Annotated in this window: 22 protein-coding genes; 6 read left to right on the plus strand and 16 right to left on the minus strand. The window is 59.9% G+C overall.

Annotated elements, in window-relative coordinates:
* Positions 1 to 25: 25 nt before the first annotated feature.
* The 3 genes from RDN59_RS07015 to RDN59_RS07025 all read left to right on the plus strand — a co-directional run bounded on the left by RDN59_RS07015 (position 26) and on the right by RDN59_RS07025 (position 1,835).
* A complete protein-coding gene (locus tag RDN59_RS07015; protein ID WP_308607220.1) occupies positions 26 to 886 on the plus strand; it encodes a peptidylprolyl isomerase in 861 nt (286 codons plus the stop codon).
* A gap of 286 nt (positions 887 to 1,172) precedes the next feature.
* Positions 1,173 to 1,538: a hypothetical protein gene (locus RDN59_RS07020; protein WP_308607221.1), complete on the plus strand. Its 366-nt coding sequence runs from the start codon at positions 1,173 to 1,175 to the stop codon at positions 1,536 to 1,538.
* 45 nt (positions 1,539 to 1,583) lie between these two features.
* Positions 1,584 to 1,835: a hypothetical protein gene (locus tag RDN59_RS07025; RefSeq protein ID WP_308607222.1), complete on the plus strand. Its 252-nt coding sequence runs from the start codon at positions 1,584 to 1,586 to the stop codon at positions 1,833 to 1,835.
* Positions 1,836 to 1,913: 78 nt separating this feature from the next.
* Here the strand turns inward: RDN59_RS07025 and RDN59_RS07030 are convergent, their stop codons facing one another.
* From RDN59_RS07030 to ruvC, 11 genes are all read right to left on the minus strand, one after another.
* Entirely contained in the window at positions 1,914 to 2,471 is a 558-nt protein-coding gene (locus RDN59_RS07030) for a YetF domain-containing protein (protein ID WP_308607237.1), read from the minus strand.
* Positions 2,472 to 2,572: 101 nt separating this feature from the next.
* A complete protein-coding gene (locus RDN59_RS07035) occupies positions 2,573 to 4,696 on the minus strand; it encodes a bifunctional UDP-sugar hydrolase/5'-nucleotidase (protein ID WP_308607223.1) in 2,124 nt (707 codons plus the stop codon).
* Between the two features lie 193 nt (positions 4,697 to 4,889).
* On the minus strand, positions 4,890 to 7,187 hold the full coding sequence (locus tag RDN59_RS07040; RefSeq protein WP_308607224.1) for a bifunctional (p)ppGpp synthetase/guanosine-3',5'-bis(diphosphate) 3'-pyrophosphohydrolase: 2,298 nt from the start codon (positions 7,185 to 7,187) through the stop codon (positions 4,890 to 4,892).
* A 34-nt stretch (positions 7,188 to 7,221) separates the two neighbouring features.
* Positions 7,222 to 7,776, minus strand: a complete 555-nt coding sequence (locus RDN59_RS07045) for an adenine phosphoribosyltransferase (protein WP_308607225.1) — start codon at positions 7,774 to 7,776, stop codon at positions 7,222 to 7,224.
* The gene (locus RDN59_RS07050) at positions 7,773 to 9,383 is read right to left on the minus strand and encodes an ABC transporter substrate-binding protein (RefSeq protein WP_308607226.1); all 1,611 of its coding nucleotides are present in this window, start codon (positions 9,381 to 9,383) and stop codon (positions 7,773 to 7,775) included. The genes RDN59_RS07045 and RDN59_RS07050 overlap by 4 nt, the downstream gene beginning before the upstream one ends.
* A gap of 3 nt (positions 9,384 to 9,386) precedes the next feature.
* A complete protein-coding gene (secF, locus tag RDN59_RS07055) occupies positions 9,387 to 10,550 on the minus strand; it encodes a protein translocase subunit SecF (protein WP_308607227.1) in 1,164 nt (387 codons plus the stop codon).
* 2 nt (positions 10,551 to 10,552) lie between these two features.
* Positions 10,553 to 12,349 (minus strand): protein translocase subunit SecD, encoded by a 1,797-nt coding sequence (secD, locus tag RDN59_RS07060; protein WP_308607228.1) that lies wholly within the window; start codon positions 12,347 to 12,349, stop codon positions 10,553 to 10,555.
* A gap of 245 nt (positions 12,350 to 12,594) precedes the next feature.
* On the minus strand, positions 12,595 to 12,927 hold the full coding sequence (gene yajC, locus RDN59_RS07065) for a preprotein translocase subunit YajC (RefSeq protein ID WP_046648149.1): 333 nt from the start codon (positions 12,925 to 12,927) through the stop codon (positions 12,595 to 12,597).
* Positions 12,928 to 12,978: 51 nt separating this feature from the next.
* Positions 12,979 to 14,064, minus strand: coding sequence for a Holliday junction branch migration DNA helicase RuvB (ruvB, locus tag RDN59_RS07070; protein ID WP_046648150.1), 1,086 nt, complete (start codon positions 14,062 to 14,064; stop codon positions 12,979 to 12,981).
* Between the two features lie 15 nt (positions 14,065 to 14,079).
* On the minus strand, positions 14,080 to 14,688 hold the full coding sequence (ruvA, locus tag RDN59_RS07075; protein ID WP_049154891.1) for a Holliday junction branch migration protein RuvA: 609 nt from the start codon (positions 14,686 to 14,688) through the stop codon (positions 14,080 to 14,082).
* Between the two features lie 39 nt (positions 14,689 to 14,727).
* Positions 14,728 to 15,339 (minus strand): crossover junction endodeoxyribonuclease RuvC, encoded by a 612-nt coding sequence (gene ruvC / locus RDN59_RS07080; RefSeq protein WP_308607229.1) that lies wholly within the window; start codon positions 15,337 to 15,339, stop codon positions 14,728 to 14,730.
* 139 nt (positions 15,340 to 15,478) lie between these two features.
* Here ruvC and RDN59_RS07085 point away from each other — a divergent pair, with 139 nt between their 5' ends.
* Positions 15,479 to 16,174 carry a nitroreductase gene (locus tag RDN59_RS07085; protein ID WP_308607230.1) on the plus strand — a complete coding sequence of 232 codons (696 nt, stop codon included), beginning with the start codon at positions 15,479 to 15,481 and terminating at the stop codon, positions 16,172 to 16,174.
* 5 nt (positions 16,175 to 16,179) lie between these two features.
* On the opposite strand, the gene RDN59_RS07090 is transcribed toward RDN59_RS07085, so the two are convergent.
* The gene (locus tag RDN59_RS07090; protein ID WP_046648155.1) at positions 16,180 to 16,935 is read right to left on the minus strand and encodes a YebC/PmpR family DNA-binding transcriptional regulator; all 756 of its coding nucleotides are present in this window, start codon (positions 16,933 to 16,935) and stop codon (positions 16,180 to 16,182) included.
* Between the two features lie 128 nt (positions 16,936 to 17,063).
* Entirely contained in the window at positions 17,064 to 17,927 is an 864-nt protein-coding gene (locus RDN59_RS07095; RefSeq protein ID WP_308607231.1) for an acyl-CoA thioesterase II, read from the minus strand.
* Between the two features lie 118 nt (positions 17,928 to 18,045).
* Between RDN59_RS07095 and RDN59_RS07100 the strand changes: the two genes are divergently transcribed.
* Positions 18,046 to 18,528: a DUF3817 domain-containing protein gene (locus RDN59_RS07100; protein ID WP_308607232.1), complete on the plus strand. Its 483-nt coding sequence runs from the start codon at positions 18,046 to 18,048 to the stop codon at positions 18,526 to 18,528.
* A gap of 130 nt (positions 18,529 to 18,658) precedes the next feature.
* A complete protein-coding gene (locus tag RDN59_RS07105; protein WP_308607233.1) occupies positions 18,659 to 19,783 on the plus strand; it encodes a DUF2029 domain-containing protein in 1,125 nt (374 codons plus the stop codon).
* Here RDN59_RS07105 and RDN59_RS07110 read toward each other — a convergent pair.
* The 3 genes from RDN59_RS07110 to RDN59_RS07120 are packed head-to-tail and all read right to left on the minus strand — an operon-like array spanning position 19,768 to position 22,248.
* Positions 19,768 to 20,226, minus strand: a complete 459-nt coding sequence (locus tag RDN59_RS07110; protein WP_308607234.1) for a hypothetical protein — start codon at positions 20,224 to 20,226, stop codon at positions 19,768 to 19,770. The genes RDN59_RS07105 and RDN59_RS07110 overlap by 16 nt on opposite strands.
* On the minus strand, positions 20,227 to 21,327 hold the full coding sequence (locus tag RDN59_RS07115) for a glycosyltransferase family 4 protein (RefSeq protein ID WP_308607235.1): 1,101 nt from the start codon (positions 21,325 to 21,327) through the stop codon (positions 20,227 to 20,229). It lies immediately after the preceding gene.
* A gap of 18 nt (positions 21,328 to 21,345) precedes the next feature.
* Positions 21,346 to 22,248, minus strand: a complete 903-nt coding sequence (locus RDN59_RS07120; RefSeq protein ID WP_308607236.1) for a phosphatidylinositol mannoside acyltransferase — start codon at positions 22,246 to 22,248, stop codon at positions 21,346 to 21,348.
* Between the last annotated feature and the right edge of the window lie 129 nt (positions 22,249 to 22,377).

The following is a 22,377-nucleotide window of genomic DNA, read 5'->3' on the forward strand; positions in this document are numbered from 1 at the left end:
AACCACCACAGTGGAGGAAACGTAGGTGTCTACTAACAGCCAGCGCTTGGATGATGCGCTCAACCAGCTCGATCGCGAGCTGAAATCCCGCGACCGCAAACAGAAGAGCCGCCCGCTTGGCGTCGTTGTGATGGCAGCCGTCGTCATTATTGCCCTCGTCGGCGGAATCTGGTTCTTGGCTACCCGCTCGTCGGAGGACGAAGAGATTCGGGCCGAGGAGAGCTCGGCTGCGGAGACCACAACCGAAGCCCCCACCGCCGAGCCTTTGACTGGCAAGCGTGCCACACCGCTGGGTAACACCGTGACTTGTGAATACCCAGAGACAGGTGACGCCTCCCGTGAGGTGCCTACGCCTAACGGCAAGGACATTCCAGCCAAGGGTGAGGTGACCGTCAACTTCGCCACCAAGCAGGGCGACATCGAGATGACCCTCGACCGTTCTCTGGCTCCGTGTACCGTCAATGCAATCACGGACATGATTTCGGCAAAGTACTATGACGACACCGTGTGTCACCGCATGACCGATGGCACCATCTTCGTTCTGCAGTGTGGCGACCCGACCGGCAAGGGTGCCGGTGGACCGGGCTTCCAGTTTGCCAACGAGTACCCCACCGATGAGTCTGACGATGCCGCAATGGCCCAGCCTGCTCTGTACCCGAAGGGCTCCATCGCGATGGCTAACGCCGGCGAAGATACCAACGGTTCGCAGTTCTTCATTAACTACAAGGACTCCACGCTTCCTCCCGCCTACACCTACTTTGGCGATCTGACGGAGAAGGGTCAGAAGACCATCGACGCTATCGCTGCCAAGGGTGTCAAGGATGGACAGTCTGACGGAGAGCCCGCCGAAGAAGTGCGCATCACCAAGGCAACCATCGAGGGATAAGTTTTACCCCCTTTACGGTGACTAGCCCCACTCGCGTTCAGCGAGCGGGGCTACTTCTTTATCATTCCCCCACCCCATCCAGTACTAAGAATTTCTTAGCCTTGAGCAGTTCATTTAGCAAACCACTCACCCACCACAGGCACCTCTGTTTAATATCCCCAGCTCACATACCACGGCCAGCAGATACACAGACTCACCAACTAATTGCCAAATCTCTTGCAAATTGCACAATGTCTCAGTAGCATCTGTGAGGTCTTTGAAATTCCCGAGATCTTAAGGAACGAGAATGAAGTTCTTCTCCCGTAAGGCCCTTGTTGCTGCCGCTACCGCTGCAACCGTTTCCCTGTCCGGCGTGTCCGTTGCTTCCGCTGAGGACACTGCTGAGGACACCGCAGTCGTAACCAACGAGTCCGCAGACTCCGAGTCCAACACGGACAACAACAAGGAGACTGACAACTCCGAGTCCGAGAACGACAACAAGAAGGAAGAGGAGTCCTCTTCTTCCTCCTCCAACGACTCTGAGGGTTCCTCCATCACCGACATGAGCCCGCGCGAGATCCGCGACTGGATCGCAGTCTTCACCGCCATCATCGGCGCTCTGGGCACCGTCTTCGCCTTCTACCAGAAGAACTTCGCTCCTAACGCGAAGTAATTCAGTTTCTCTTTCCACCCTCACCTAAGATTAGGACACTCCACCATGAAGTTCTTCTCCCGTAAGTCCCTCGTTGCCGTTGCTACCGCTGCAACCATCACCTTCTCCGGCACCGCTGTTGCTTCCGCTGCTCCGGTCGAGAACGATAGCTCCTCTGCTGCTTTCTTCGCTCTCTCCTCCGACGATGAGGGCAACGTCAGCCCGAAGGAGATCCGCGAGTGGATCAAGGTTCTGACCTCCATCATCGGCGCCATGGATGACGCACTGCGTCTCGGCGACAAGCTCGCTGGCAACTAAGCCGCAAGCACTTAAGTCTCCTCCCGCGTTCAACGCGCCGGAGGAGATTTTTCGTTTTGATAACTGCGGTCCTGGTGCCTAGTCACTTTCTGTATGCGAGTCTTCTTCGACTTCTTCGATGCGCTCGGCGCCGAGGATATCCTTAAACACTGAAGCGTCGACAAGCTGGCCACGTCGGATGACCGAAATCTGACCAGTTGGTTCCAGAATCATAAGCTGCACATCGCTACGCCGTCCGAGCCCCGCCTTACGCACAGCGGAATTGATATCCTTCTCCGTGATGTGCGCAAAGCTCATGTTGTCCTCTTGCAATTCTCCTTTGTACACCAGAAGGACCGGTTTGCGGTCAATAAACTTCGACCACCTCACCAGCTGCCTGAAGGTGCCGAAAGCGGCCTCCAACAACATAAGCGTAAACAGCCCGATGATGCCGGCGGCAAGCGTGGGCGGGTTGCCTACGATGACACGTCCCGAGACCGCGCCAAACATAATGATGATGACAGCATCTGAGGCAGTGATGGATGTCAACACGCGGCTGCCAAAGAGTTTGACCAAGAGCATGAAGGCCAAATAGATGCCCAGCGTCGCGATCATGACCACTGGGATGCGGTGAGGCTCGATGCCGAGCTGATACATAGCCTCGCGTCCAAATAACCTCAGTGCATCCACAGCTTCCCACCATACCTTCCGCATGAGAAAAGCCCGCACCTCAGTGCGGGCTTTAGGAACGAGACAGACTAGACGTTGAACTGCTTGCGCAGCTGCTCAATCATCTGCTGTACCGGAGCCGGTAGCGCGGCTACCGGCAGATTAATAGCGCCAATCACAGCGGCAATGGCAGCAGCAATGGCCACGGTGATCCCCACGCCCAGGCCGACGGAGGACGCTACATCCTTGTTGGAGCCGTTATCCTTCGGCTCCTCGTCGTTACCCGCGCTCTCAAGGGTGATAGGCAGGACAGCCTCAGTACCAGCATCCGTGGTGATGGACAGCTTCTGCTCGCCCTCTAGACCCTCCGGGATGGTGAGCTTGACGGTTGCGCGGCCACGCTCGCCGAACTGCTCGTCACCGGGCTGTGCGGCATTATCAATGTCAGCCTCGGCCTTAGCATCAGCCAGTGCCACGGTGACCTTCTTAGCCTGTGGCTCTTCTGCGTTCGAGTAGTTCAGGGAGGAAAGGTCGACTGTGATCTCCTCCCCCGGCTTCAGGTCACCAGACACGTGGGCACCAATCTGGCCCTGGCCGGTGCGGACCTTGGACTCACCGGAAGCGATGTAGTCAATCATCGCCTGGGTGTCCATGTAGCCAACGTCATTGCGGTTCTTGATGGAACCGGGCTCGAAGAAGCCATCGCCGCCGGCCTCCGTCTCGCTGGAGGCAAGGAAGGAGGACAGAGCAATGCTGTAGTTCTTCTCCGGGTCAATCGGTTCACCGTTAATGGTGACAGACTTAACGCGCTTGCCCTGCTCAGCCTTCTGGTCATAGACCACGGAAACATTGCTGGACAGGCCCAAAGCCAGGCGCGGGCGGGACTGACCCGGCTTCCACTGATTCTCCAGTGCCTTGATGAAGTCTTCACCGCTAACCTCAGCCGTGATGACGGAGTTGCCGAACGGCTGGACGGCGAAGATGTCCTTGTAGGTGACGTCGCCTTCTTTGAGGTCAGCGCGAACACCACCGGCATTCATGACGCCAAGCTCGATTTCCTTGCTGGTCTGCTTCGACAAAGCGTAGCGCTGACCATCAGCAATGAAGTTGTTGAGGGTGGACTCTACGCCGCGGTTGGTACCGGTGTCCTTGCCCTCATCAGAACCGCGGTACATGGCCTTCTCGGTGGTACCAGCAGTCTTGGCACCCTTAATCTCCGCTACCTTCTTTGCTTCCTCGACAACCTTAGCTACCTCGGGGTCGTCTTCGAGGCCCTGCAGCTGAGCGAAGACATCTGCGTCGGCCACGTCGTACTGCTTGAGATCAATCTTGGTGATCTTCTTCTCAGCCTTGTCGAAGGTGATGTCGGCGTCGTTAAGCACCTTGCCGTACTCGTAGCCCTGTGCCCAGTACAGCGGCAGTGCGCCCTCACGGGCGACCTCGCCCTGGGTCTTCACGTGGGTGTCGCCGCCGAAAAGCAGGTCGACGTCCTTGTTGAAGCCCTCTGCAAACTGCTGTGCGTCCTCGTGCATGAGTGCGACAACAACGTCGGCCTCGCCGGATTCCTTCAGACGGGTGGCTTCCTCATTCGTAGCCTCAACTGGGTCGGTGAACTCAACGCCCGGAATGGCAGCGGCGGATACCTTGAACTTAGTGTTCTCAGTGACGGTGCCGACAAAGCCAATCTTCACGCCATCGACTTCCTTCACGAAGGAAGGCTCGAGGAGAGGCTTGCCGTCTTTGGTCACGTTCGCACCGATAATCGGGAAGTCAGACTCCTTGACGATGCGGCCCATCAGATCCTCAGTGCCCTTGTCGAATTCGTGGTTACCCACGGCAGTGACATCGAGGTTCATGGTGTTGAGGGCCTCGTTGGTGTACTTATCCTCAGAAATAGCCGATACGAAAGCGGAGCCGCCCACGTTGTCACCGGAGGACGTCAGAGCGTACTCCTGGTCTTTGTTGACGTGCTTGATCAGGGCAGCCATGCGCGCAGCGCCCATTTCCTTGTAACCAACGAGCTCTTTTTCCTCGGAGCCCTTCTCCTTCTCCTGCCAATCCTCTGCCAATTCGAGGTGGCCGTGGAAGTCAGTGAAGTTGGTGACGGAGAAGGTCACCTGGTCGGCCTCAGCGGCGAACGCAGGCGCGCCAGAGACGGCAACGGCTGTAACGGTGGTGGCGGCCAGTAGCTGACCAAAGCGACGGAAATTCACGTGGTACTCCTGAAGATGAGAGGTATCTTGTCCACGTGTTTATAACGCATCCATCACGGTGGCGCAGGGCTTGCTAACGCCACCACCAGCACGTTTACTTTATATCTTTCTCGTTTTCATTACTATGCAACCTAGAGTTCAGCCATACGCCCCCGGTTGGGGGGTGGTGGCTTAGCCGTAGGCTTCAGTTCGCCTAGGCGGTGACGCGATAGACGTCGAAGACGCCTTCGGTATTGCGCAGCGTCGTCATGAGCTGTCCCAGCTGCTTGGTATCGGACACCGAGAAAGTAAAGCGAACGGTCGCAATATGGTCATCGCCGCGATTGGACGTCATCGACAAAACGTTGAGGCTCTGCTCGCTGAAGATACGGGTCAGCTCAAAGAGCAGGCCTTGGCGGTCGATGGCCTCAAGTTGCAGCGTTGCGGAGAAAGCACCGGAAGACTTCGGCCCGCCGGCCCACTCAACCTGCATCATGCGCTCCGGCTCCGACTTCAGCTTTTCTGCGTTGGTGCAGTCCGCTCGATGGACCGACACGCCACCGCCGCGAGTGACGAAACCAAAGATGGCGTCACCAGGCACCGGCTGGCAGCACTTCGCCAGCTTGGCCATGACGTCTGGGCTTCCCTCCACCAAGATGCCCGTACCAGTTGCGGAATCTTTCGTGTGCTGCGCGCGAGAGTTCTCCAGCTCACTTAGCGGGGTGCGCGAGGCCAAGGCATCAACTGCATCGTCTTGGTCCCCAAAGAGAGCCATAAGCTGATTAGCAACGTGCTGTGCCGACACGTGTCCTGCACCAATAGCGGTGTATAGCGCGTCCACGTCGGGATAGTGCAGCTGCTCAGCCACCTGCTTCATGGAGCTGGCGGTGAACAGACGGTGCATGGGCAGGCCGCCGCGCTGCACCTCAGCGGCCAGGGCATCGCGCCCGGCTTCAAGATGCTCTTCACGGCGTTCTTTGGCAAACCACTGCCGCACCTTCGTCTTCGCCCGGGGCGACACCAGGAACTCCTGCCAATCCCGCGACGGTCCTGCGTTCGGGTCCTTGGAGGTGAAAATTTCCACCTTGTCACCGGACTTGAGTTCAGACTCTAGGGCCACGAGCTTGCCGTTAACCTTGGCACCGATACACCTGTGCCCCACCTCGGTGTGCACAGCGTAGGCAAAGTCTACGGGGGTGGAGCCAGCAGGCAGGTTAACCACGTCGCCCTTCGGCGTAAACGCAAAGATCTGCTTGGCGGTCAGGTCATAGCGCAAGGAGTCCAGGAACTCGTTGGGATCAGCTGCTTCCTTTTGCCAATCCAGAAGCTGGCGCATCCACGCCATCTGGTCGACTTCTTCCTGGTGGCCGGAATTCTTGCCCTTGGTTTCCTTGTAACGCCAGTGCGCCGCCACACCGAACTCCGCGTTGTAGTGCATCTCGTGCGTGCGCACCTGCACCTCAAGGGTGGATCCGCCCTCCGCAATCACGGTGGTGTGCAGCGATTGGTACACGCCGAATCGTGGTGAGGAGATGTAGTCCTTGAAGCGCCCCGGAAGAGCCTGGTACAGCGAGTGCACCACGCCGATCGCCGCGTAGCAGGAATTAATATCGTCGACAAGGATGCGAATACCAACGAGATCAAAAATCTCAGCGAAGTCACGTCCGCGCACAATCATCTTCTGGTAAATCGACCAGTAATGCTTCGGGCGGCCCATCACCTCGGCCTCGATGCCGTTAGCCTTCAGCGCTTGGCTAACCTGAGCTTTGATCTCTTTGAGCGCTCGATCGCGCGAGGGAGCACGGTCGGCCACCATGCGTACGATTTCGTCATACTTCTTCGGGTACAGGATGGCGAAGGCCAAATCCTCAAGCTCCCATTTGACGCTGGCCATTCCTAGGCGGTGAGCCAGCGGCGCGATGACGTCGAGAGTCTGGCGTGCCTTCTTCGCTTGCTTCTCCGGCGGGAGGAAGCGCATCGTGCGCATGTTGTGGAGGCGGTCGCACACCTTGATAACCAACACGCGCGGATCGGTAGCCATTGCCACAATCATCTTGCGGATCGTTTCCGCTTCCGCAGCGGCACCAAGTGCAACCTTGTCAAGCTTCGTAACACCATCGACAAGTCGGGCCACCTCAGGACCAAAATCACGAGTCAGATCCTCGAGCGAGTAGTCGGTATCCTCCACCGTGTCATGCAGCAACGCTGCTGCGACGGTCGTGGTGTCCATACCTATCTCCGCGGCGATGGTGGCTACCGCCAGCGGGTGCGTGATGTATGGCTCACCGGATTTGCGGAATACACCTTCGTGCAGTCGCTCCGCAGTCGCGTAGGCGTTGTTGAGTAGCTCCGCGTCAGCCTTCGGATGAAACTCCCGGTGAATGGACATCAGCGGGTCGAGCGCCGGATTGATCTTTACTCTGCCGCCCGTCAGCGAACGAGCCAAGCGGGCGGACATGCCGCGGACGCCGCCTGGCCGCCATGCAGTCTTGTCCTGCTTTTCAGTCGTCATGTCTGCCTCCGCGAAGTAGCTTAGGCATACAACCTTAGTCCTTTGTCCCCATCTGGTTGAGCACAATCAGCGGAGAACCTTGCAGGCGCTCGCGGCCCTCCAGGCCCTGAACCTCCAGAACCACAACATTGCCCACGACCTCTGCTCCTGCGGACTCCAGGAGCAAGGTGGCGCCGTGGAGTGTGCCGCCGGTGGCGAGGACGTCGTCGACAAGCACAATGCGCTTGCCCTTGATGTCGATACCGCTGTTAGGGATCTCCAGCGCGGCGGTACCGTACTCCAACTCGTACTCCTGAGTCAGCACCGGTGGTGGCAACTTGCCCTTCTTGCGAATGGCCAAAATACCTACCCCCAATTTGTACGCTACGGCGGAGCCCAGAAGGAACCCGCGCGCATCGAGGCCACCGATCATGTCAGCGCCGAGCTCCTTGCAGGCCTCAGCCAAGCCATCGACAACGGCGGCAAAGGATTCAGCATCGGCCAACACCGGAGTCAGGTCCTCGAAAAGGATTCCTTCCTCCGGGAAATCCGGTACCAGACGCACCTTATCCTTCAGGGCTTGTGCTGCTGCGACGTAAATCTCGCTCACGACTCTTCCTTTGTTTCGGTTGCTTCATTTCGGGTATAGCCCCAGCGGTCGAGATTCCACCCGATCCCCGCAGGGCCAGTGTAGGGCACCACGCCAGTCACAGCGCGGTCAACAATGAAGGTTCGGGGCTGCGCGGCGATGGGAATAGACGGCAGCTCCTCCCATAGCTCTTGTTCCAGTGAGCGCAAAGCCGTAGCGTTCTTCACGCTGGCGGTGGGCGCGGAATACTCCCGCATCGGGTCTACGGCTCCAAGGTAGACGTCGATCTCCGGCAACCCCGTCGAGGGGTCGGCGTCCAATTGGACACGAGAGACACGTTCCCCGGAACGATCCTCCACCGTAATCCCGGCTGGTTCGCAGGCTGCGCGTAGCTCCTCTACCATCGCTTTATAGCGCGGGTTAGGTGCCAGGTATCCGACGCCGACCGTATAGCCAGCGAGGCCAGATGCTGTGGCGGTGTCTACAGGGACTGTGGTGAGCGACGCCATTTGTGACGCCACCGAATCACTAGTGCTCACTGTACGCACGAAGGCAGCGGGAACCTCCACGCCGGATTCCTTTGCGGAGACATCTGCCATGCGTTGTGCATCGACGCAGGCAGCGAAAGCGGCGCGTGCCCACGGCTGCGCGAAAGTGCCGGCTTCGGAGAAAACCAGAGTATCGGTCATCCCTCCCGCAACGGAGTTAACCTCGACCGGTTTTCCTTCTGCGTCCCGATCCAACCACGACGGTGCCGCGGTAGGTGACTCGGCCACGCGCAGCTCGTCCGAGGCCACAAATGCGGTCGCATCCGCCGTGTTCGGCAGCATGACGATCTCCTTCAGCGACGGCTTGTCCCCGTAGTAGTTGTCGTTGGCGGTGAGTACGATGGCGCCGTCGTCCTCGACGCGATCAATGCTGTAGGGGCCAAAGGAAATCTGTAGCTGGGGATCGAAACGACCTGGTTCGGTAGAAAACCCCTCGCGCCACGCCTCCGCCACCGGCTGCAAGGTCGTCACGTCGTAGGCGTGAAGCGCCGCGTTGAGCTCTTCCATGCTGAGCTCTGCTCGCTTAGCTAACGCGTGGGCGGGCACCACCGTGCCCGGCCCAAACAGGTAGCGCCAGCGCGAACCAGCATCTGGGTTAAACCAGACGGTGAACTTCTTGCTATGTGGTGCACACTCCATCTCGGCTATGTCTTCCGCTAATGGAAGGTGGGAGCCAAAGGTCTCGCTCAACTGCCCGGCGATATACGCCAAAAGGTAGTCATCGCACGTTACCGGTTCCCCGTCGGCAAAGCGTGCCTGCTCCGTGAGCGTGAAGTCCACACGAGCGCCAACGCCCTCGCTCTCGGCCGGAACGTACTCAGCGTCTGCCAGATCCGAGTTCGGAACCATTTGTCCAGCCGGGCCTGGCACGTACAACGCAGGGAAAACGCGGCTCGCAAGCTGCGCGGCGCCCGCAGCTTCGCCCCAGGCAGAAGCCGCATTGCTGGTAGCGATGCGGGCGTCGCTCAGTACTGCGAAGCGCGGCGGCGGAGCGTCCTGGCCTGCCCTGTCCTCCTTCGCTCCGCACGCGGAAACGGTAAGAGCAACAGCGAGCAGTGCCGCGACTGATGAGGCGCGCACGATTTAGCGCCCAGGGCGCCAGGACGCGCCACCGGACTCCTCGCCGCGCGGCTTCGTTGCGGGTTCGGAGGCCGTGGATGGGGAAACCGCTGCCGGGGATACCACAGTGCGCGCAGGCTTCGGTGAATCATCATCGGCGTTGTCTGCGTCCCCGCCTTCCGCCCGATAAGCGGCGACCGCAGCGTTATGCTTCTTGACGCTCTTGCGCTGGTTCGACAATGTCACCAGCAGCGTCGTTGCGAGGAAGATGGAAGAAAAGACGCCTTCGATCACGCCAATGAACTGGACTAGGGCCAGATCGCGCAGGGTACCGATACCCATCAGCCACACAGCGACGATGAACAAGGCGATAATCGGCAGTGCGGAAATGATCGAGGTAGAGATAGAACGCATCACAGTCTGGTTAATGGCCAGATTGGTGAGATCGGCATAGGTCTTCTTGCGTTGGCCTTCCAGCCCACTCGTATTTTCATCTACCTTGTCAAAGACAATGACGGAGTCGTAGAGGGAGAAAGTAAGCACAGTGAGCAGGCCGATAATGACTGCCGGTGAAACCTCAATTCCAAAGAGGGCGTAGATACCAGAGATGAAAACACCGTCAAAGATAAGGGCGAGGATAGCGGCAAAGGCCATATCACGCTGCAGGCGAACCGCCACGTAGATAGTGGCCAGCACCAGGAAGACCGCCATGGCGATGACCATTCGCTTGGTAATCGAGGCACCCCACGATTCTGATACCGTCGAGGAACCGATCGCGTCCGGGCTGGGCTTGCCGTTTTCATCCTTGACCTGGAACTCTTCGAAGATGGCCTGGCGTGCCTGATTCACCTGATCCTGGGACAGGCGCTCGGAGGTGATTTCCAATGTCTCCGAGGAACCGGCGCCCACAATCTGCACCAGCTCCGGTGTGACACCGGTGGCATCCTTGAAGGTTTCCTCTACCTGCTCGGTGCTGAGGTCCCCCGCCGGCATGTTGAGCTTCGTACCGCCTTCAAAGTCAAGGGACAAGTTAAAGCCGCGAAGCGCAATGGCCAAAATGGACGCGATGAGCAGCACGCCGGCGATGGTGTACCAGGTTTTGGCCCGGCCCACGAAGTCGAATCCGCTGCCGTCCACGTAGAGACGGTCAAAGCGGGAAATCTTGCGGTTAGTGGTTTCGACAGCCATGTTTACTTCTCCTCATCCGCAGCGGTAGCAACGGGGTTCTTGGCCGGTTTGGCATAAAAGCCGCGTTCACGGCGCTCCTCCACAAGGTTATAGATGCCACCAAGGCCATTCATGGATGGTTTAGCGAAGGCCGGACGGCTGCCGAGGAGCTGCATGAGCGGTGCCATGATCAGGAAGGATACGACGAGGTCGAAGATCGTGGTCAGCCCCATGGTGAAGGCAAATCCCTTGACCGCACCGATGGACAGGAAGTAGACCACGACGGAACCGATCAGGGTAACGGCCTTACCCGTGACGATCGTTGCACGGGAGCGTTCCCAACCCGTGCGGGTGGCGGAGCGGAATGTGCGGCCGCCCAAGAGCTCATCCTTCATGCGCTCGTAGTAGACCACGAACGAGTCAGCCGTGGCGCCGATACCGATGACCAAGCCCGCCATGCCGGACAGGTCCAGCGAGTAGCCAATCCACCGGCCTAACAGAACCAGAGCGCCATAGAGCAGGACACAGGTGGCAATGAGCACCAGCAACGCCACGCCGGACAGTGCGCGGAAGTAGTAGATGGAATACAGGGAGACCAAAATCAGGCCGACAATACCCGCAATAAGCGCTGCCTCAAGAGCTGCCTTACCCAGTGACGGTGGCACGGTTTCCACCGTTCCGCCCGGCTCGCCGTTAGCGCCCGTAAAGGACAACGGGAGCGCACCGTAGCGGAGGTTGTTGGCCAAGTTCTGGGCTTCTTCCTGCGTGAAATCACCCGTGATGGACGTGGCAGAACCCACCGGAGTCGCGCCCTGGATAACCGGTGCGGAAATAACGGCGGAGTCAAGAGTAATGGCCACCTGCTTCTGCAGGTACTCCTGCGTCAGGGTAGACCACGTCTGAGAGCCGTTGGGGCCGTCGCCAGTCTTGAATGCGAAGCTGATCTCCATCTGGCCGGTTTGGCCGTTGAGGCCGCCCTGAATTGGGGATTGGGTATCGATTTCGTTACCGGTCAGGCGGGTACCGTGCGGATCCTCAATGCCATCCAGCAGCGGAGCCGGCATCAGGATATAGGGCTGCTGATTCGAATAGTCACACGCCACGAGCGGCTTTGCCGGATCGTCCGTGCCGGCCAGCGGATCGGAATCGGCATCGCACCGCATCAGGCCCAGGGCCGCGGTTTGAACGGTGGGGTCCTCGGACTGACGGTCCTTGAGAAGAACCTCGTTAACCTGGTCGCGACGTTCGGTTTCTTCCAGAGAGTTGGCTGGGTCCGGAAGCGGCTTTTCGCTCACGGTCGGGGCCGGAGACTTCTTCGCGTCCTTGTTTTTTTCCTTCTTATCCTCACCCTGGGCAGCATCGGCGCTCTGGTTGAGCGCGTCGTGGATAGAGGCCAGTGCGTCATTCGCCTGCTCCGGTGCCACGACGCCGAACTTGACCCAGCGGTTCGCCATATCCGTCATGGTCTTTTCAAGCTTGTCCAAGTCCGGCATCGGCTGCTCCCCCACTGGGCGGAACAGCAGCTGCGAGGTTTGCCCCACAGCCTGTGCCTGGGAAGCGTCTTCCCCCGGTACCGTAATGACCAAGCTAGAGCCGCTGATAACGACCTCAGAGCCGGAGACGCCCATACCGTTGACACGCTGCTCTAGGATGTTGCGTGCCTGCTGCAGCTGGTCCTGGGTGGGGTCTTCGCCCTGCGGAACGAGGGTTACACGCGTACCGCCCTGCAAATCAATGCCGAGCTTGGGAGTCGGCGATTTATCGCCGGTGAAGAAGATAAGGGCGTAAACCACAATGACAATGAGCGCAAAGAGCGCCATTGCTCGCCTGGGCCATTGCCGTTGACGGCTGCTAACGCCACCACGTTTCGAAGCGGACACAAAGATCTCCTGTGTTGTGAGGAACAGGGCTAAAAATCATGGGTCACGGCAGCCACTGCCACGCACGTGCTGAGTGTCGCGGCGCCACCATGACTAAAGCACAGTCCATCATCGTACGTCATGGACCGGCATAATCCTTAACAGGTTTAAGGTGAGGCACCCGCAGTGTGACGAGTGCAACTTGTTTAGAGCTTCGGAAAGCGTTCGTCCTCGCCCTCCTCTGGCTCAGCCGCCGCTTCGTTCTGGGAAGCAATCGGCTCAGCGGAGCGCACGATGGCCATGGTGTCGAAGGTCATCACCGTGCCGTCCTTGACTCGCAAATCAACCTGTTCACCGCGGGCCTCCACCACGGTGCCGTGCAGGCCACCCGCAGTAATCACGTCTAAGCCTGGGCGCAACGAGGACTGGAGCTCCTTCATCTGCGCTTGGCGCTTGCGCTGCGCGCGCATGGACATGAAGCTCGGCAAAATGACGAGGACGGCCAGAACAAGGAGAAGAATAAGTTGGGTTCCGTTCATAAAAGGCCAGTGTGCCAGACCTGCCCGCCTCCCGGCCAATTGCCGGGACGATTAGAAGAGCGTACCTCCGACAGTTCCTTCGGGCGCCTCAAGGCCCAGGTGCTGCCAGGCCGCTGCCGTGGCAACACGGCCACGCCCGGTACGGGAGATCATTCCGGCGCGCACGAGGTAGGGTTCGCAGACCTCCTCGACGGTTGACGGTTCCTCGCCCACCGCAATAGCCAACGTATTGACCCCCACGGGGCCACCGCCGTGTCCCTTAATGAGGGCCTCGAGCACCGCGCGGTCAAGGCGGTCCAGCCCACGTTCATCAACGTCGAAGACCCGAAGCGCTGCCTGGGCAGCTGCCACATTAATGTGCCCATCTCCGTTGACCTCGGCATAGTCGCGCACACGACGCAACAGCCGGTTAGCAATACGCGGCGTCCCGCGCGATCGGGAGCCGATCTCCACCGCGGCATCCTGGTCGATATCAACCTCCAAGATTCGCGCTGCTCGGGTAATCACTCGGGTGAGGTCCTCGGTATCGTAATACTCCATCTGCGCGGTGAAACCGAAGCGGTCACGCAACGGACCAGTCAGCATACCCGCGCGCGTCGTCGCTCCCACCAGAGTAAAAGGTGGGATTTCCAGCGGGATGGAGGTCGCCCCAGGGCCTTTGCCCACGATGACATCGATGCGGAAATCCTCCATTGCCATGTAGAGCATTTCTTCCGCGGGACGGGCGATGCGGTGAATTTCGTCGATGAAGAGCACGTCACCTTCCATGAGATTCGACAGCATCGCGGCCAAGTCTCCGGCCCGCTCCAGTGCGGGGCCGGACGTCATGCGCAGGGAACTTCCCAGTTCTTGCGCGATAATCATCGCCATCGTGGTCTTACCAAGTCCAGGCGGTCCAGATAGCAGCACATGGTCCGGGGTTACCCCGCGGTTCTTCGCACCATTGAGCACGAGCGATAGCTGTTCGCGCACCTTGGGCTGGCCGATGAATTCATCGAGGGATTTCGGGCGTAGCGAGCGCTCAATATCGTGCTCGCCTTGTTGCTCTGTGGCGTCCACATCCTGGTTACGCTGCGGAGGCGAGGTTAAATCCATCCCCTCCGGCAGCTTAAACTCAGTGCGTTCTACGTCTGACATGTCGCCCACTCTCCCCTATTTTTTGGCCCCGAGTTGGCTGAGGGCTGCTCGCAGCACCACCGGCGTCGCCGCATCGGGCTGCTCAGCCACTACCGATTCCACCACCGGTCGAGCCATCTTGTCTGTAAAGCCCAGCCCAATAAGCGCCTCAACGACATCCTCCACCACGGGGCCGGCAGCCGCAGGGGCGGAGGCCGCAGGATCAGCACCATCCGTGGGCGCAAACGCCTGCACCTTGTCCTTGAGTTCTAGGATCAAGCGTTGCGCCACGCGCTTTCCTACCCCCGGAATCTTCTGCAGCCGTGCAGCCTCCTCCCCCGCGATTGCTTGGGCCAAATCACCTGCGCTCATCACGGACAACGCGGCTAGAGCCAGTTTGGGCCCCAACCCAGAGACCGTCTGGAGAACGTGAAACATGTCGCGGTCATCCTGGCTGGTGAACCCGTACAGCGTCATCGAATCTTCTTTCACCACGAGCGTGGTCATGACTCGGGCTTCCTCACCACGCTGGAGTGTGCCCAGTGTGGCTGGGGTGGCCAGCACCTTGTATCCCACGCCGGCGCATTCGAGCACGGCATGATCAAGCTGGATGTCGAGGACAGTTCCGCGCAAAGATGCAATCATTATTTAGGTTCCTTGGTTCGAGTGGATGTACCACATAGCTTAAGAGGTCGTCTTCGCTGCCCGAGAGACGGACGCGGTGCGTGGTGAGGTGCCGCGCACACCGCTCGTTCGTGCCCCAGCCCCCACGCCAGCACTCGGATCACCCCCGCTCATCCATGCCAGGGCCGGCGCACGCCAGCAGTGGCAGACGGCAAGGGCCAAGGCATCCGCAGCGTCCGCTGGCTTAGGCGCCTCGCTGAGCCCCAGAATTCGGGTGATCATAGCGGTCATCTGCTTCTTATCAGCGCGCCCGTTGCCCGACACCGCCTTCTTCACCTCCGAAGGGGTGTACATGTGTACTGGGATGTCGCGCTCTGCGGCTGCAAGCACCAAGACCCCGACTGCGTGCGCGGTCTGCATCACGGTTGACACCTGACCGCGTTCGAATACGCGCTCGAGCGCCACGACATCCGGTTTATAGTCATCCATCCATTCCCGGACCGCGACTGACAGCCGCTTAAGGCGCTCTCCCAGCTCCTTGTCACTGGGCGTACGGACGACGCCCACGGCGATGGGAATGACCGCGCGCCCACGTCCGGCTTGGACAACAGACAGGCCACAACGCGTCAGACCGGGATCAATACCCATGACGCGCAACCCCTCCAAGTTCACGGCTGCCTCCTCGCCTTTTTATTCTCACCCTATACAACCACTTGTTTATCTAGAAACAGTGTACACACATGTGTTCTAGTGCAGGCAGTCCCCCGAGCCGAATACACTCCCTCAGATTGTGAGGCGTAGAGTGGCGCGCATGTCTCAACATCCTAATGGCTTTTCTGAGTTCATTCGTTCCCGCCATTCCGCGCGCGCGTTCCTTCCGGACCCCATCCCCGCAGAGGTTATAGAACAGGTGCTGATCGACGCCCAATCCGCCCCCTCCAACTCCAATACCCAACCCTGGAATGTGCACTTGGTTGGCGGTGCAACGTTGAAGGGCTTGAGCGCGGCTCTCATTGCTGAGTTTGATAAGAATGGAATCAACCCAGACTTCACGATTGACTACGGTCAGGGCGTCCACCCGCAGCGCTCGCAGGCGTTAGCAGCCAAGATGTACGGGCTCCTCGGTATTGCCCGCGAGGATAAGGAAGCGCGCACGGAATTTGTCCGTGAGAACCTTCGCTTCTTCGGCGCCCCACACACGGCTTTGCTCTTCATTCCCCCAATGGGCGACCGTATCCGCGCTGCCTTTGATCAAGGTACCTATGCGGAGAACTTCTTGCTCTCGCTGCACGCCCACGGCTACCACGGAGTTCCGCAGGGCATGATTTCGCTCCTCGCACCCACGGTCCGTGAATTCCTCGGAGTGGACGAGGAGCACAAGCTTGTCACCGCCCTGACCTTCGGCATTGCAGACGAGTCCAGTCCTGTGTTCAACACAGCCCCGGGCCGTGTCCCGCTGTCAGAGACGGTAACTGCTCATGGCATAGAAGACCTCAAGCTCGACTAGCCGCGTTAGTCCTCGTCCAGCTGGGCGAGGACCTCTTCGCTCAGGTCCATGTTGGTGTAGACGTTCTGGACATCGTCCGAGTCCTCAAGAGCGTCGATGAGGCGGAAGATTTTACGGGCATCATCTGCCTGTAGCGGTACCTCGACTGAGGCGCGGAAGTCGGTATCGGTGTCATCGACCTCGATATCGGCGGCAACGAGAGCCTCACGCACGGCGGGGATATCACCCGGCGCACAGGTAATCTCAAACTTCTCGCCATTGTCGTTGACCTCTTCAGCGCCGGCTTCCAACACAGCGAGCAGGACATCGTCCTCATTAAGCTCGCCCTTTTCCACCAACACCAAGCCGGTGCGGGCGAACATGTATGCCACGGAGCCGGACTCGCCGAGGTTGCCGCCGTTCTTGGTCATGGCGGTGCGCACGTCCGTCGCCGCGCGGTTGCGGTTATCCGTCAAGCACTCGATGAGCATGGCGACACCGTTCGGGCCATAACCCTCGTACATCACGGTTTCCCAATCGGCACCGCCTGCTTCTTCGCCGGAGCCGCGCTTGCGGGCGCGCTCAATGTTGTCGTTAGGAACAGAGGCCTTCTTGGCCTTCCTAATCATGTCATCAAGGGTGGGGTTTGCGGCGGGATCACCGCCACCGGTGCGGGCGGCCACCTCGATATTCTTAATCAGCTTGGCAAATTCCTTGCCACGCTTGGCATCGTTCGCCGCCTTCTTGTGCTTCGTTGTTGCCCATTTAGAGTGGCCTGCCATGTCATCCCTTTCGATGTGGCTTTATAAAAAGCTTGTAGAAACTGCTGCAATTATACGGCCTTGTCCTGTATCCACCGGAACAGGGGTCCGCGCGTGCGTCTCGCACGCCGTGGTGCTGCCCCCGGCGGCTAAACGTTTTGCCAATTCCCGTTGGTGCTTGAGCCTTCGGCGTCCGGATGCAGGATGCGCGTCAGGCCCTCCTGCATCGCCACAGCCAGTAGCTCGCCGCGCTGATTAAAGATCTTGCCCTCTGCTAGCCCCGTCCCGGTTTGTGCTGACGGGCTGGACTGCGAATACAACATCCACTCATCCACTCGAACTGGCCGCAAGAACCACAGAGAGTGGTCCAGGCTGGCTAGCTGAATCCTCTCACCCTGGTGCGGAAGCAATGCTGTACGAATCAGCGTCATGTCCGACATATACAGCAGCGCCGACTGATGGAGGGACTGGTCGGCAGCGGTAAGAAGCTCACCGGTGTTACGGAACCAAATATTCCTAAACCCGGCACCGGTGGTTTCCGCGGCAACCGCGTCGCGGTCCGCGTCCGGAACAAGCCGCACGTCCCAGTCTTCCCACTCTTTCAAGATGATTCGGGTGGAATAGGGCGAGTCCTTAATACTCTCCGGTGGCGGCACCTGCGGCATGTCTGCTTGGTGCTCAGGGCCACTGTCCCCTGCCGCTTGGAAACCGGCGCTGAGCATGAAGATCAAGCGATCGTTTTGAAAGACCCGCACGTGGCGGTGCGCAAAAGAGCGGCCATCCCTAATCCGCTCAACTCGGATGGTAGTAGGTGCGCCGGAATCGCCCGGCCCCACGAAGTAGCAATGCATGGAGTGCGCACACTTATCATCCACTGTCAGCTGCGCCGCACGGAGAGCCTGCGCCATGGTTTGCCCGCCAAAGGTGCGCGTAATGAGCGATGGAACCACAGGGCCGCGGAACTCGTCGTCGCCGATTCGCTCGAGGTCGACCGCCTGGGCCACCGTTGCCATGTCTTACTCCCTTCCTTGTGCGTTGTAGCGTTCGCCGCGATATGGCGCCCGCCACACTAACCCCGACTATCCTACTCACGTGCTGATCCACCCCCGGAGGTTGCGTACTATATTCCGCATGACTTCAACCACCCCGCACAACGTGCACCGCGTAGCCGCTTACCTGGAAATGGTCACGTGGGGACTACTAATCCTCTCGATGATCCTCAAGTACTCGGGCACCACCGCAGCGCTCACCCCACTTGCGGGAGGTATCCACGGCTTCGGCTTCCTGTGCTTTTTGCTCATGACGGCCCTGGTGTGGATCAACAACCGGTGGCCATTGGGTATCGGGATCCTGGGCCTGGTTGTCACCGTGATTCCTTTCGCAGCTTTGCCTTTTGCGCTGTGGGTTTCGCGGCGCGGGCTCGTTGAGGGTCCGTGGCGGTTTAGCGATGACGCGGAGCCGCAGAGTTTCTTCGACAAGCTCTTGGCCCAGGCCGTGCGCCACCCCGTCCGCACCGCGCTTATCGCGCTGCTCGTCGTTGCCGTAGTGTTTAGCATCCTTCTCGTATTGGGCCCACCCGTCGACGTCGAATCCGCCATTGAGAATAATCGCTAAAGTCCCGGCTATCTGGGGTGGATGGGTGCTGGCACGCCTTTTCCTTATCTACCTACTCGTCAACGAAACGGGTCCGCTTGGGGATGTCCGGTACTACCTCGCGGGCGTATACGGGGATAATCCCCGTGACATGACGGAATATCCCCAGGTGGGCACCTGGCCCAGCGTCCTCCTTGCGTGGATTACCGGCGACGACTACGAGGCCTATGCCATCGGCTTTACGGCAATGGTGCTGCTTGCCGACGGCGTCTTCCTCGCCCTTCTCCTACGCCATCACCGCGACAACCCCGCAACGTATAGCGCCGGATGGTTCTGGGTGTTTTTCGGCACCGCGGCAGGCCACGTTTTCGCGTGGCGCCTCGACCTCTATCCCGCCTTGCTCGTCGCCGGTGCGGGCGCGCTTTTGGCCACCCACCCGCGGCTCGCCTCAGCTTTGTTGGCCTGGGCCACCGCAGCCAAGCTGTGGCCCGGAGTCCTCGCTGCCGGGCTCGTCGGACGTGCAACGTCTCGTGGTACTTGGCAGCGGCTAGCCACTTTTTTCGGAAGCCTCGCCGCCCTATGCCTCGGCGTAGCTGCGATAGCCGGTGTGGATAGGTTGCTCTCTCCTCTGACGTATCAAGGAGAGCGCGGCCTCCAGATTGAGTCTCTAGCTGCCACCTGGTTTGTCTACCAAGCCCATCACCAGCCTGGAGTGTGGACGATGGAATATGCGGCGTCGAAAAGCTTTGAGATCTCCGGGCCTGGTGTCGATACAGCGATTGCTGTGAGCACCATCGCGATGGGCGCCGCACTCCTCTGGATCATTGCAGTAGCGCTCATTCACTTTCTGCGCGGCGGCTGGAGCCCACACTCCACACTTGTCTTCTTCATCGCGGCAATCCTGCTGCTCATGGCGACGAATAAGGTCTTTTCTCCGCAATATATCGTGTGGCTTGGGCCGATTCTCGCGGTAGCGCTACGCTCCCCCATCCCCGTGGAGTCTGCTGCCCAGCGGCGCAAGGCCGCCGATATCACTGGGGTGCGCACCATCATGGCGGTTCTCGCCGTGGGAACAGCAGCCCTGGGAACCTTCATCTACCCCTATGGCTACGACTACATCTGGTTCTTTGTGGGCGAAAACCTCAACCCGGTGTACGCACTCGTGTTGCGCAACCTCCTCATCCTGGCGATGACCGCTTTTGCTCTGTACTGGTACTCCCTCGAATTCCGCATGGAGCGGGCTCAACAGTCTCAGGTGGATCACACCTCGATCTGACTCAGCTCGAAATACTCCGGCAGCTTCGCCGTGCCTCCCAAGCGCAGCAGCTTGACGGCCGGGCGCAGGCGCAGCGCGCGAGTATCGCTGACCGCCTCGTTGTAGAAGCGGTGAGCTAAATGGATGCGTCCTTCGGCGTCGGCAAGCACGGCTGGGCGCGCCTCAAAGCGCTGCGCGATGGCCGCAGACAGCTCACGCTCCCGGGTGGCCCGTTCATCGAAACTCCCTTGCGCAAGCTCCGTGGCCTCTGCGCGCGCCGCAATGCCCTCGAGCTCGGGAGCTAGCGCGCTAACCACCGCCGCGCGGCGATCCAGCGTGGCCTCAAGCTGAGCCAGGGCCGCATCGGTGCGGATATGGAGGGAGTTCAGCCGCTGCGCCGTATAAAGCGCCCACATCCCCAGCATGAGGAGGACGACAAGTGCACAGACAACTTCAATGGGCATTTAAGACACCCGCACCTTCGTACCATCCGCCACCGTCTCGTACACGCGCATGACGGCAGCGGCCACATGATCCCAATCGTATTCGCGGGCGCGCTCCACTCCTGCCCGGATCAGGGCCTGTCGCTTGTCCGTATCGTCTACTACATCCTGCAGCACGCGCGCCAAGTCCGTGGCATCACCGGTTCTGAACAAGGCGCCAGCAGGTTCCTCCGAGTCGGCGTTGCACACCGCAGCGAAGGCCTCCAAATCCGAAGCCACCACTGCGCAGCCAGCGGCCATTGCCTCAACGAGGACGATGCCAAAGCTCTCGCCGCCGGTGTTGGGGGCCACGTAAATATCGGCACGCCCCAAAATGGCCGCCTTCTCGGCATCGCTGACACGCCCCACAAAATCGACTCCGGGAACGCTTCGCAGATGGCCGCCGCCCATGACCGTCACCCGCACCTTCTCTGGAAGCAAGGTGAGGGCCTCAAGAAGAATATCCAGGCCCTTGCGCGGCTCATCGAGGCGGCCCAAGAACACGATCTCAACCTCAGAGTCTTTCGGCCCGTGCTCGGCACGAGCGCGCTCGCGCGCGTACACAGAGGTATCAACCCCATTGGGAATGAGCACGGGGTCACCGCCCAACTGCTCTACCTGCCAGCGGCGAGCCATCTCTGAGACTGCAATGCCTCCCCGGATCTTTTCCAGGTAGGGCCGCAGGAAAGGTTTGGCCAGGGTCAGCGCCACGGAGCTTGATGCCGAAGCATGGTACGTCGCCACGATAGGGCCACGTGCCGCTGCCAGCGCAGCCATGGAATAGCTCGGGGAATTTGGCTCGTGGATGTGCAGGATGTCGAAGTTTCCCTCGCGAATGAAGCGCTTGATGTTGCGGCGCACGTGCGGGCCGATAGACAGGCGAGCCACCGAGCCGTTATAGGTAATTGGCACGGCCCAGCCACCCTTGCGCACAAAGCTGGGAACCTGCGTGCTTGTCGACGCCGGCCCCAGCACCTCCACGTGGTGCCCCTGTTCAATGAAGACAGTGGCTAAGTCAAGGATGTGGGCCTGGACTCCGCCGGGTTCGTCGAAGGAATAAGGGCAGATAATACCTATGCGCATGGAGTGTGTTCTGCCTTTCTACTTCTTGTGACGAGCAGCGCGCCGGCGCTCGATGTCCGCATTCCAGTGCGGTTGCAACATATGCCAATCTTCCGGATGCGCCCGAATGTTTTCTGCGAAGCCGTCCGCGAGACGCTGGCACGTCTCCTGAAGAGTCGTGACCTCAACCTCGGGGCTGACGGACAGCCCCCAATCTTTGCCGTCGAACCACGAGTGCACCACGTGGAGAGCCGCCCCTGTTTCAATGGCGAGCTGGGCGGGGCCGGCGGCAACGTTGGCTTCTTCGCCCATGAAGTCTACGGGCACGCCGGTGCGCGTGAGATCACGCTCGGACAGCAAACACACCACCCCGCCCCGTTCCACAGTGTCCTTGAGGCGAGGGAACGGTGACGAGCTGCCTCCTGTCAGCGGCAGAACAGTGAATCCGAGGCTCTCGCGGTAGTCCACGAAGGCGTCGAAAAGCACCTCCGGCTTCAAGCGCTCAGCCACCGTAGCAAAGCCGCCATAGTGGCCCACGCAGAAGACGCCCGCCATGTCCCAGTTGCCTGAGTGCGGCAGCGCAAAAATCACGCCGCGCCCGGATGCCACCGATGCATCCGCGTACTCCTTGCCACGTAGACCAGCCAGCAACCGCTTCTGTAAATCGGGGTCCGAGTGGATGGCCGGCAAGCGGAAAGCCTCGAGCCAGTAGCGCATGTAGGAGCGCATCGAATCCCGCACCAGCTCCCGCGTGACGTTTTCGGGCCCCACAACCCGGCTCAAGTTCTGGCGCAGCTGCTCCATGCCCTTTCCGTTATCGCTAGCCCAGTCCGCACCCCGCTCGAAAAGCCAGGCAGCGAGAGACTGCGGGAGGAAGCGCACGACCTTCCAGCACGCGATGTACGCGGCGGCGGTCAGCCGGTCACGATCCAGTAGAGCCACGGTTGCGGAGCCTTTCTGTGCGGGCCGGGGGCACGGTACCTTCCGGTGGGAGCGGGTATTGAGCTATAGGAGCTTCAGCTCCTTCTTATAACCCACCTTGGCGTCCTGACGTGCAGCTTGGCGCATGCG

Origin of the sequence: uncultured Corynebacterium sp., assembly GCF_902489365.1 — a bacterium.
In the GTDB taxonomy this organism is placed as follows: domain Bacteria; phylum Actinomycetota; class Actinomycetes; order Mycobacteriales; family Mycobacteriaceae; genus Corynebacterium.

Excerpts from the sequence above, each read along its gene's own strand:
- RDN59_RS07020 (WP_308607221.1), top strand. The coding sequence starts at position 1,173 with ATGAAGTTCTTCTCCCGTAAGGCCCTTGTTGCTGCCGCTACCGCTGCA.
- RDN59_RS07025 (WP_308607222.1), top strand. The coding sequence starts at position 1,584 with ATGAAGTTCTTCTCCCGTAAGTCCCTCGTTGCCGTTGCTACCGCTGCA.
- RDN59_RS07030 (WP_308607237.1), bottom strand. The coding sequence starts at position 2,471 with ATGTATCAGCTCGGCATCGAGCCTCACCGCATCCCAGTGGTCATGATC.
- RDN59_RS07040 (WP_308607224.1), bottom strand. The coding sequence starts at position 7,187 with ATGACGACTGAAAAGCAGGACAAGACTGCATGGCGGCCAGGCGGCGTC.
- secF (WP_308607227.1), bottom strand. The coding sequence starts at position 10,550 with ATGGCTGTCGAAACCACTAACCGCAAGATTTCCCGCTTTGACCGTCTC.
- secD (WP_308607228.1), bottom strand. The coding sequence starts at position 12,349 with ATGGCGCTCTTTGCGCTCATTGTCATTGTGGTTTACGCCCTTATCTTC.
- yajC (WP_046648149.1), bottom strand. The coding sequence starts at position 12,927 with ATGAACGGAACCCAACTTATTCTTCTCCTTGTTCTGGCCGTCCTCGTC.
- ruvB (WP_046648150.1), bottom strand. The coding sequence starts at position 14,064 with ATGTCAGACGTAGAACGCACTGAGTTTAAGCTGCCGGAGGGGATGGAT.
- ruvA (WP_049154891.1), bottom strand. The coding sequence starts at position 14,688 with ATGATTGCATCTTTGCGCGGAACTGTCCTCGACATCCAGCTTGATCAT.
- RDN59_RS07085 (WP_308607230.1), top strand. The coding sequence starts at position 15,479 with ATGTCTCAACATCCTAATGGCTTTTCTGAGTTCATTCGTTCCCGCCAT.
- RDN59_RS07090 (WP_046648155.1), bottom strand. The coding sequence starts at position 16,935 with ATGGCAGGCCACTCTAAATGGGCAACAACGAAGCACAAGAAGGCGGCG.
- RDN59_RS07095 (WP_308607231.1), bottom strand. The coding sequence starts at position 17,927 with ATGGCAACGGTGGCCCAGGCGGTCGACCTCGAGCGAATCGGCGACGAC.
- RDN59_RS07100 (WP_308607232.1), top strand. The coding sequence starts at position 18,046 with ATGACTTCAACCACCCCGCACAACGTGCACCGCGTAGCCGCTTACCTG.
- RDN59_RS07105 (WP_308607233.1), top strand. The coding sequence starts at position 18,659 with ATGACGGAATATCCCCAGGTGGGCACCTGGCCCAGCGTCCTCCTTGCG.
- RDN59_RS07110 (WP_308607234.1), bottom strand. The coding sequence starts at position 20,226 with ATGCCCATTGAAGTTGTCTGTGCACTTGTCGTCCTCCTCATGCTGGGG.
- RDN59_RS07115 (WP_308607235.1), bottom strand. The coding sequence starts at position 21,327 with ATGCGCATAGGTATTATCTGCCCTTATTCCTTCGACGAACCCGGCGGA.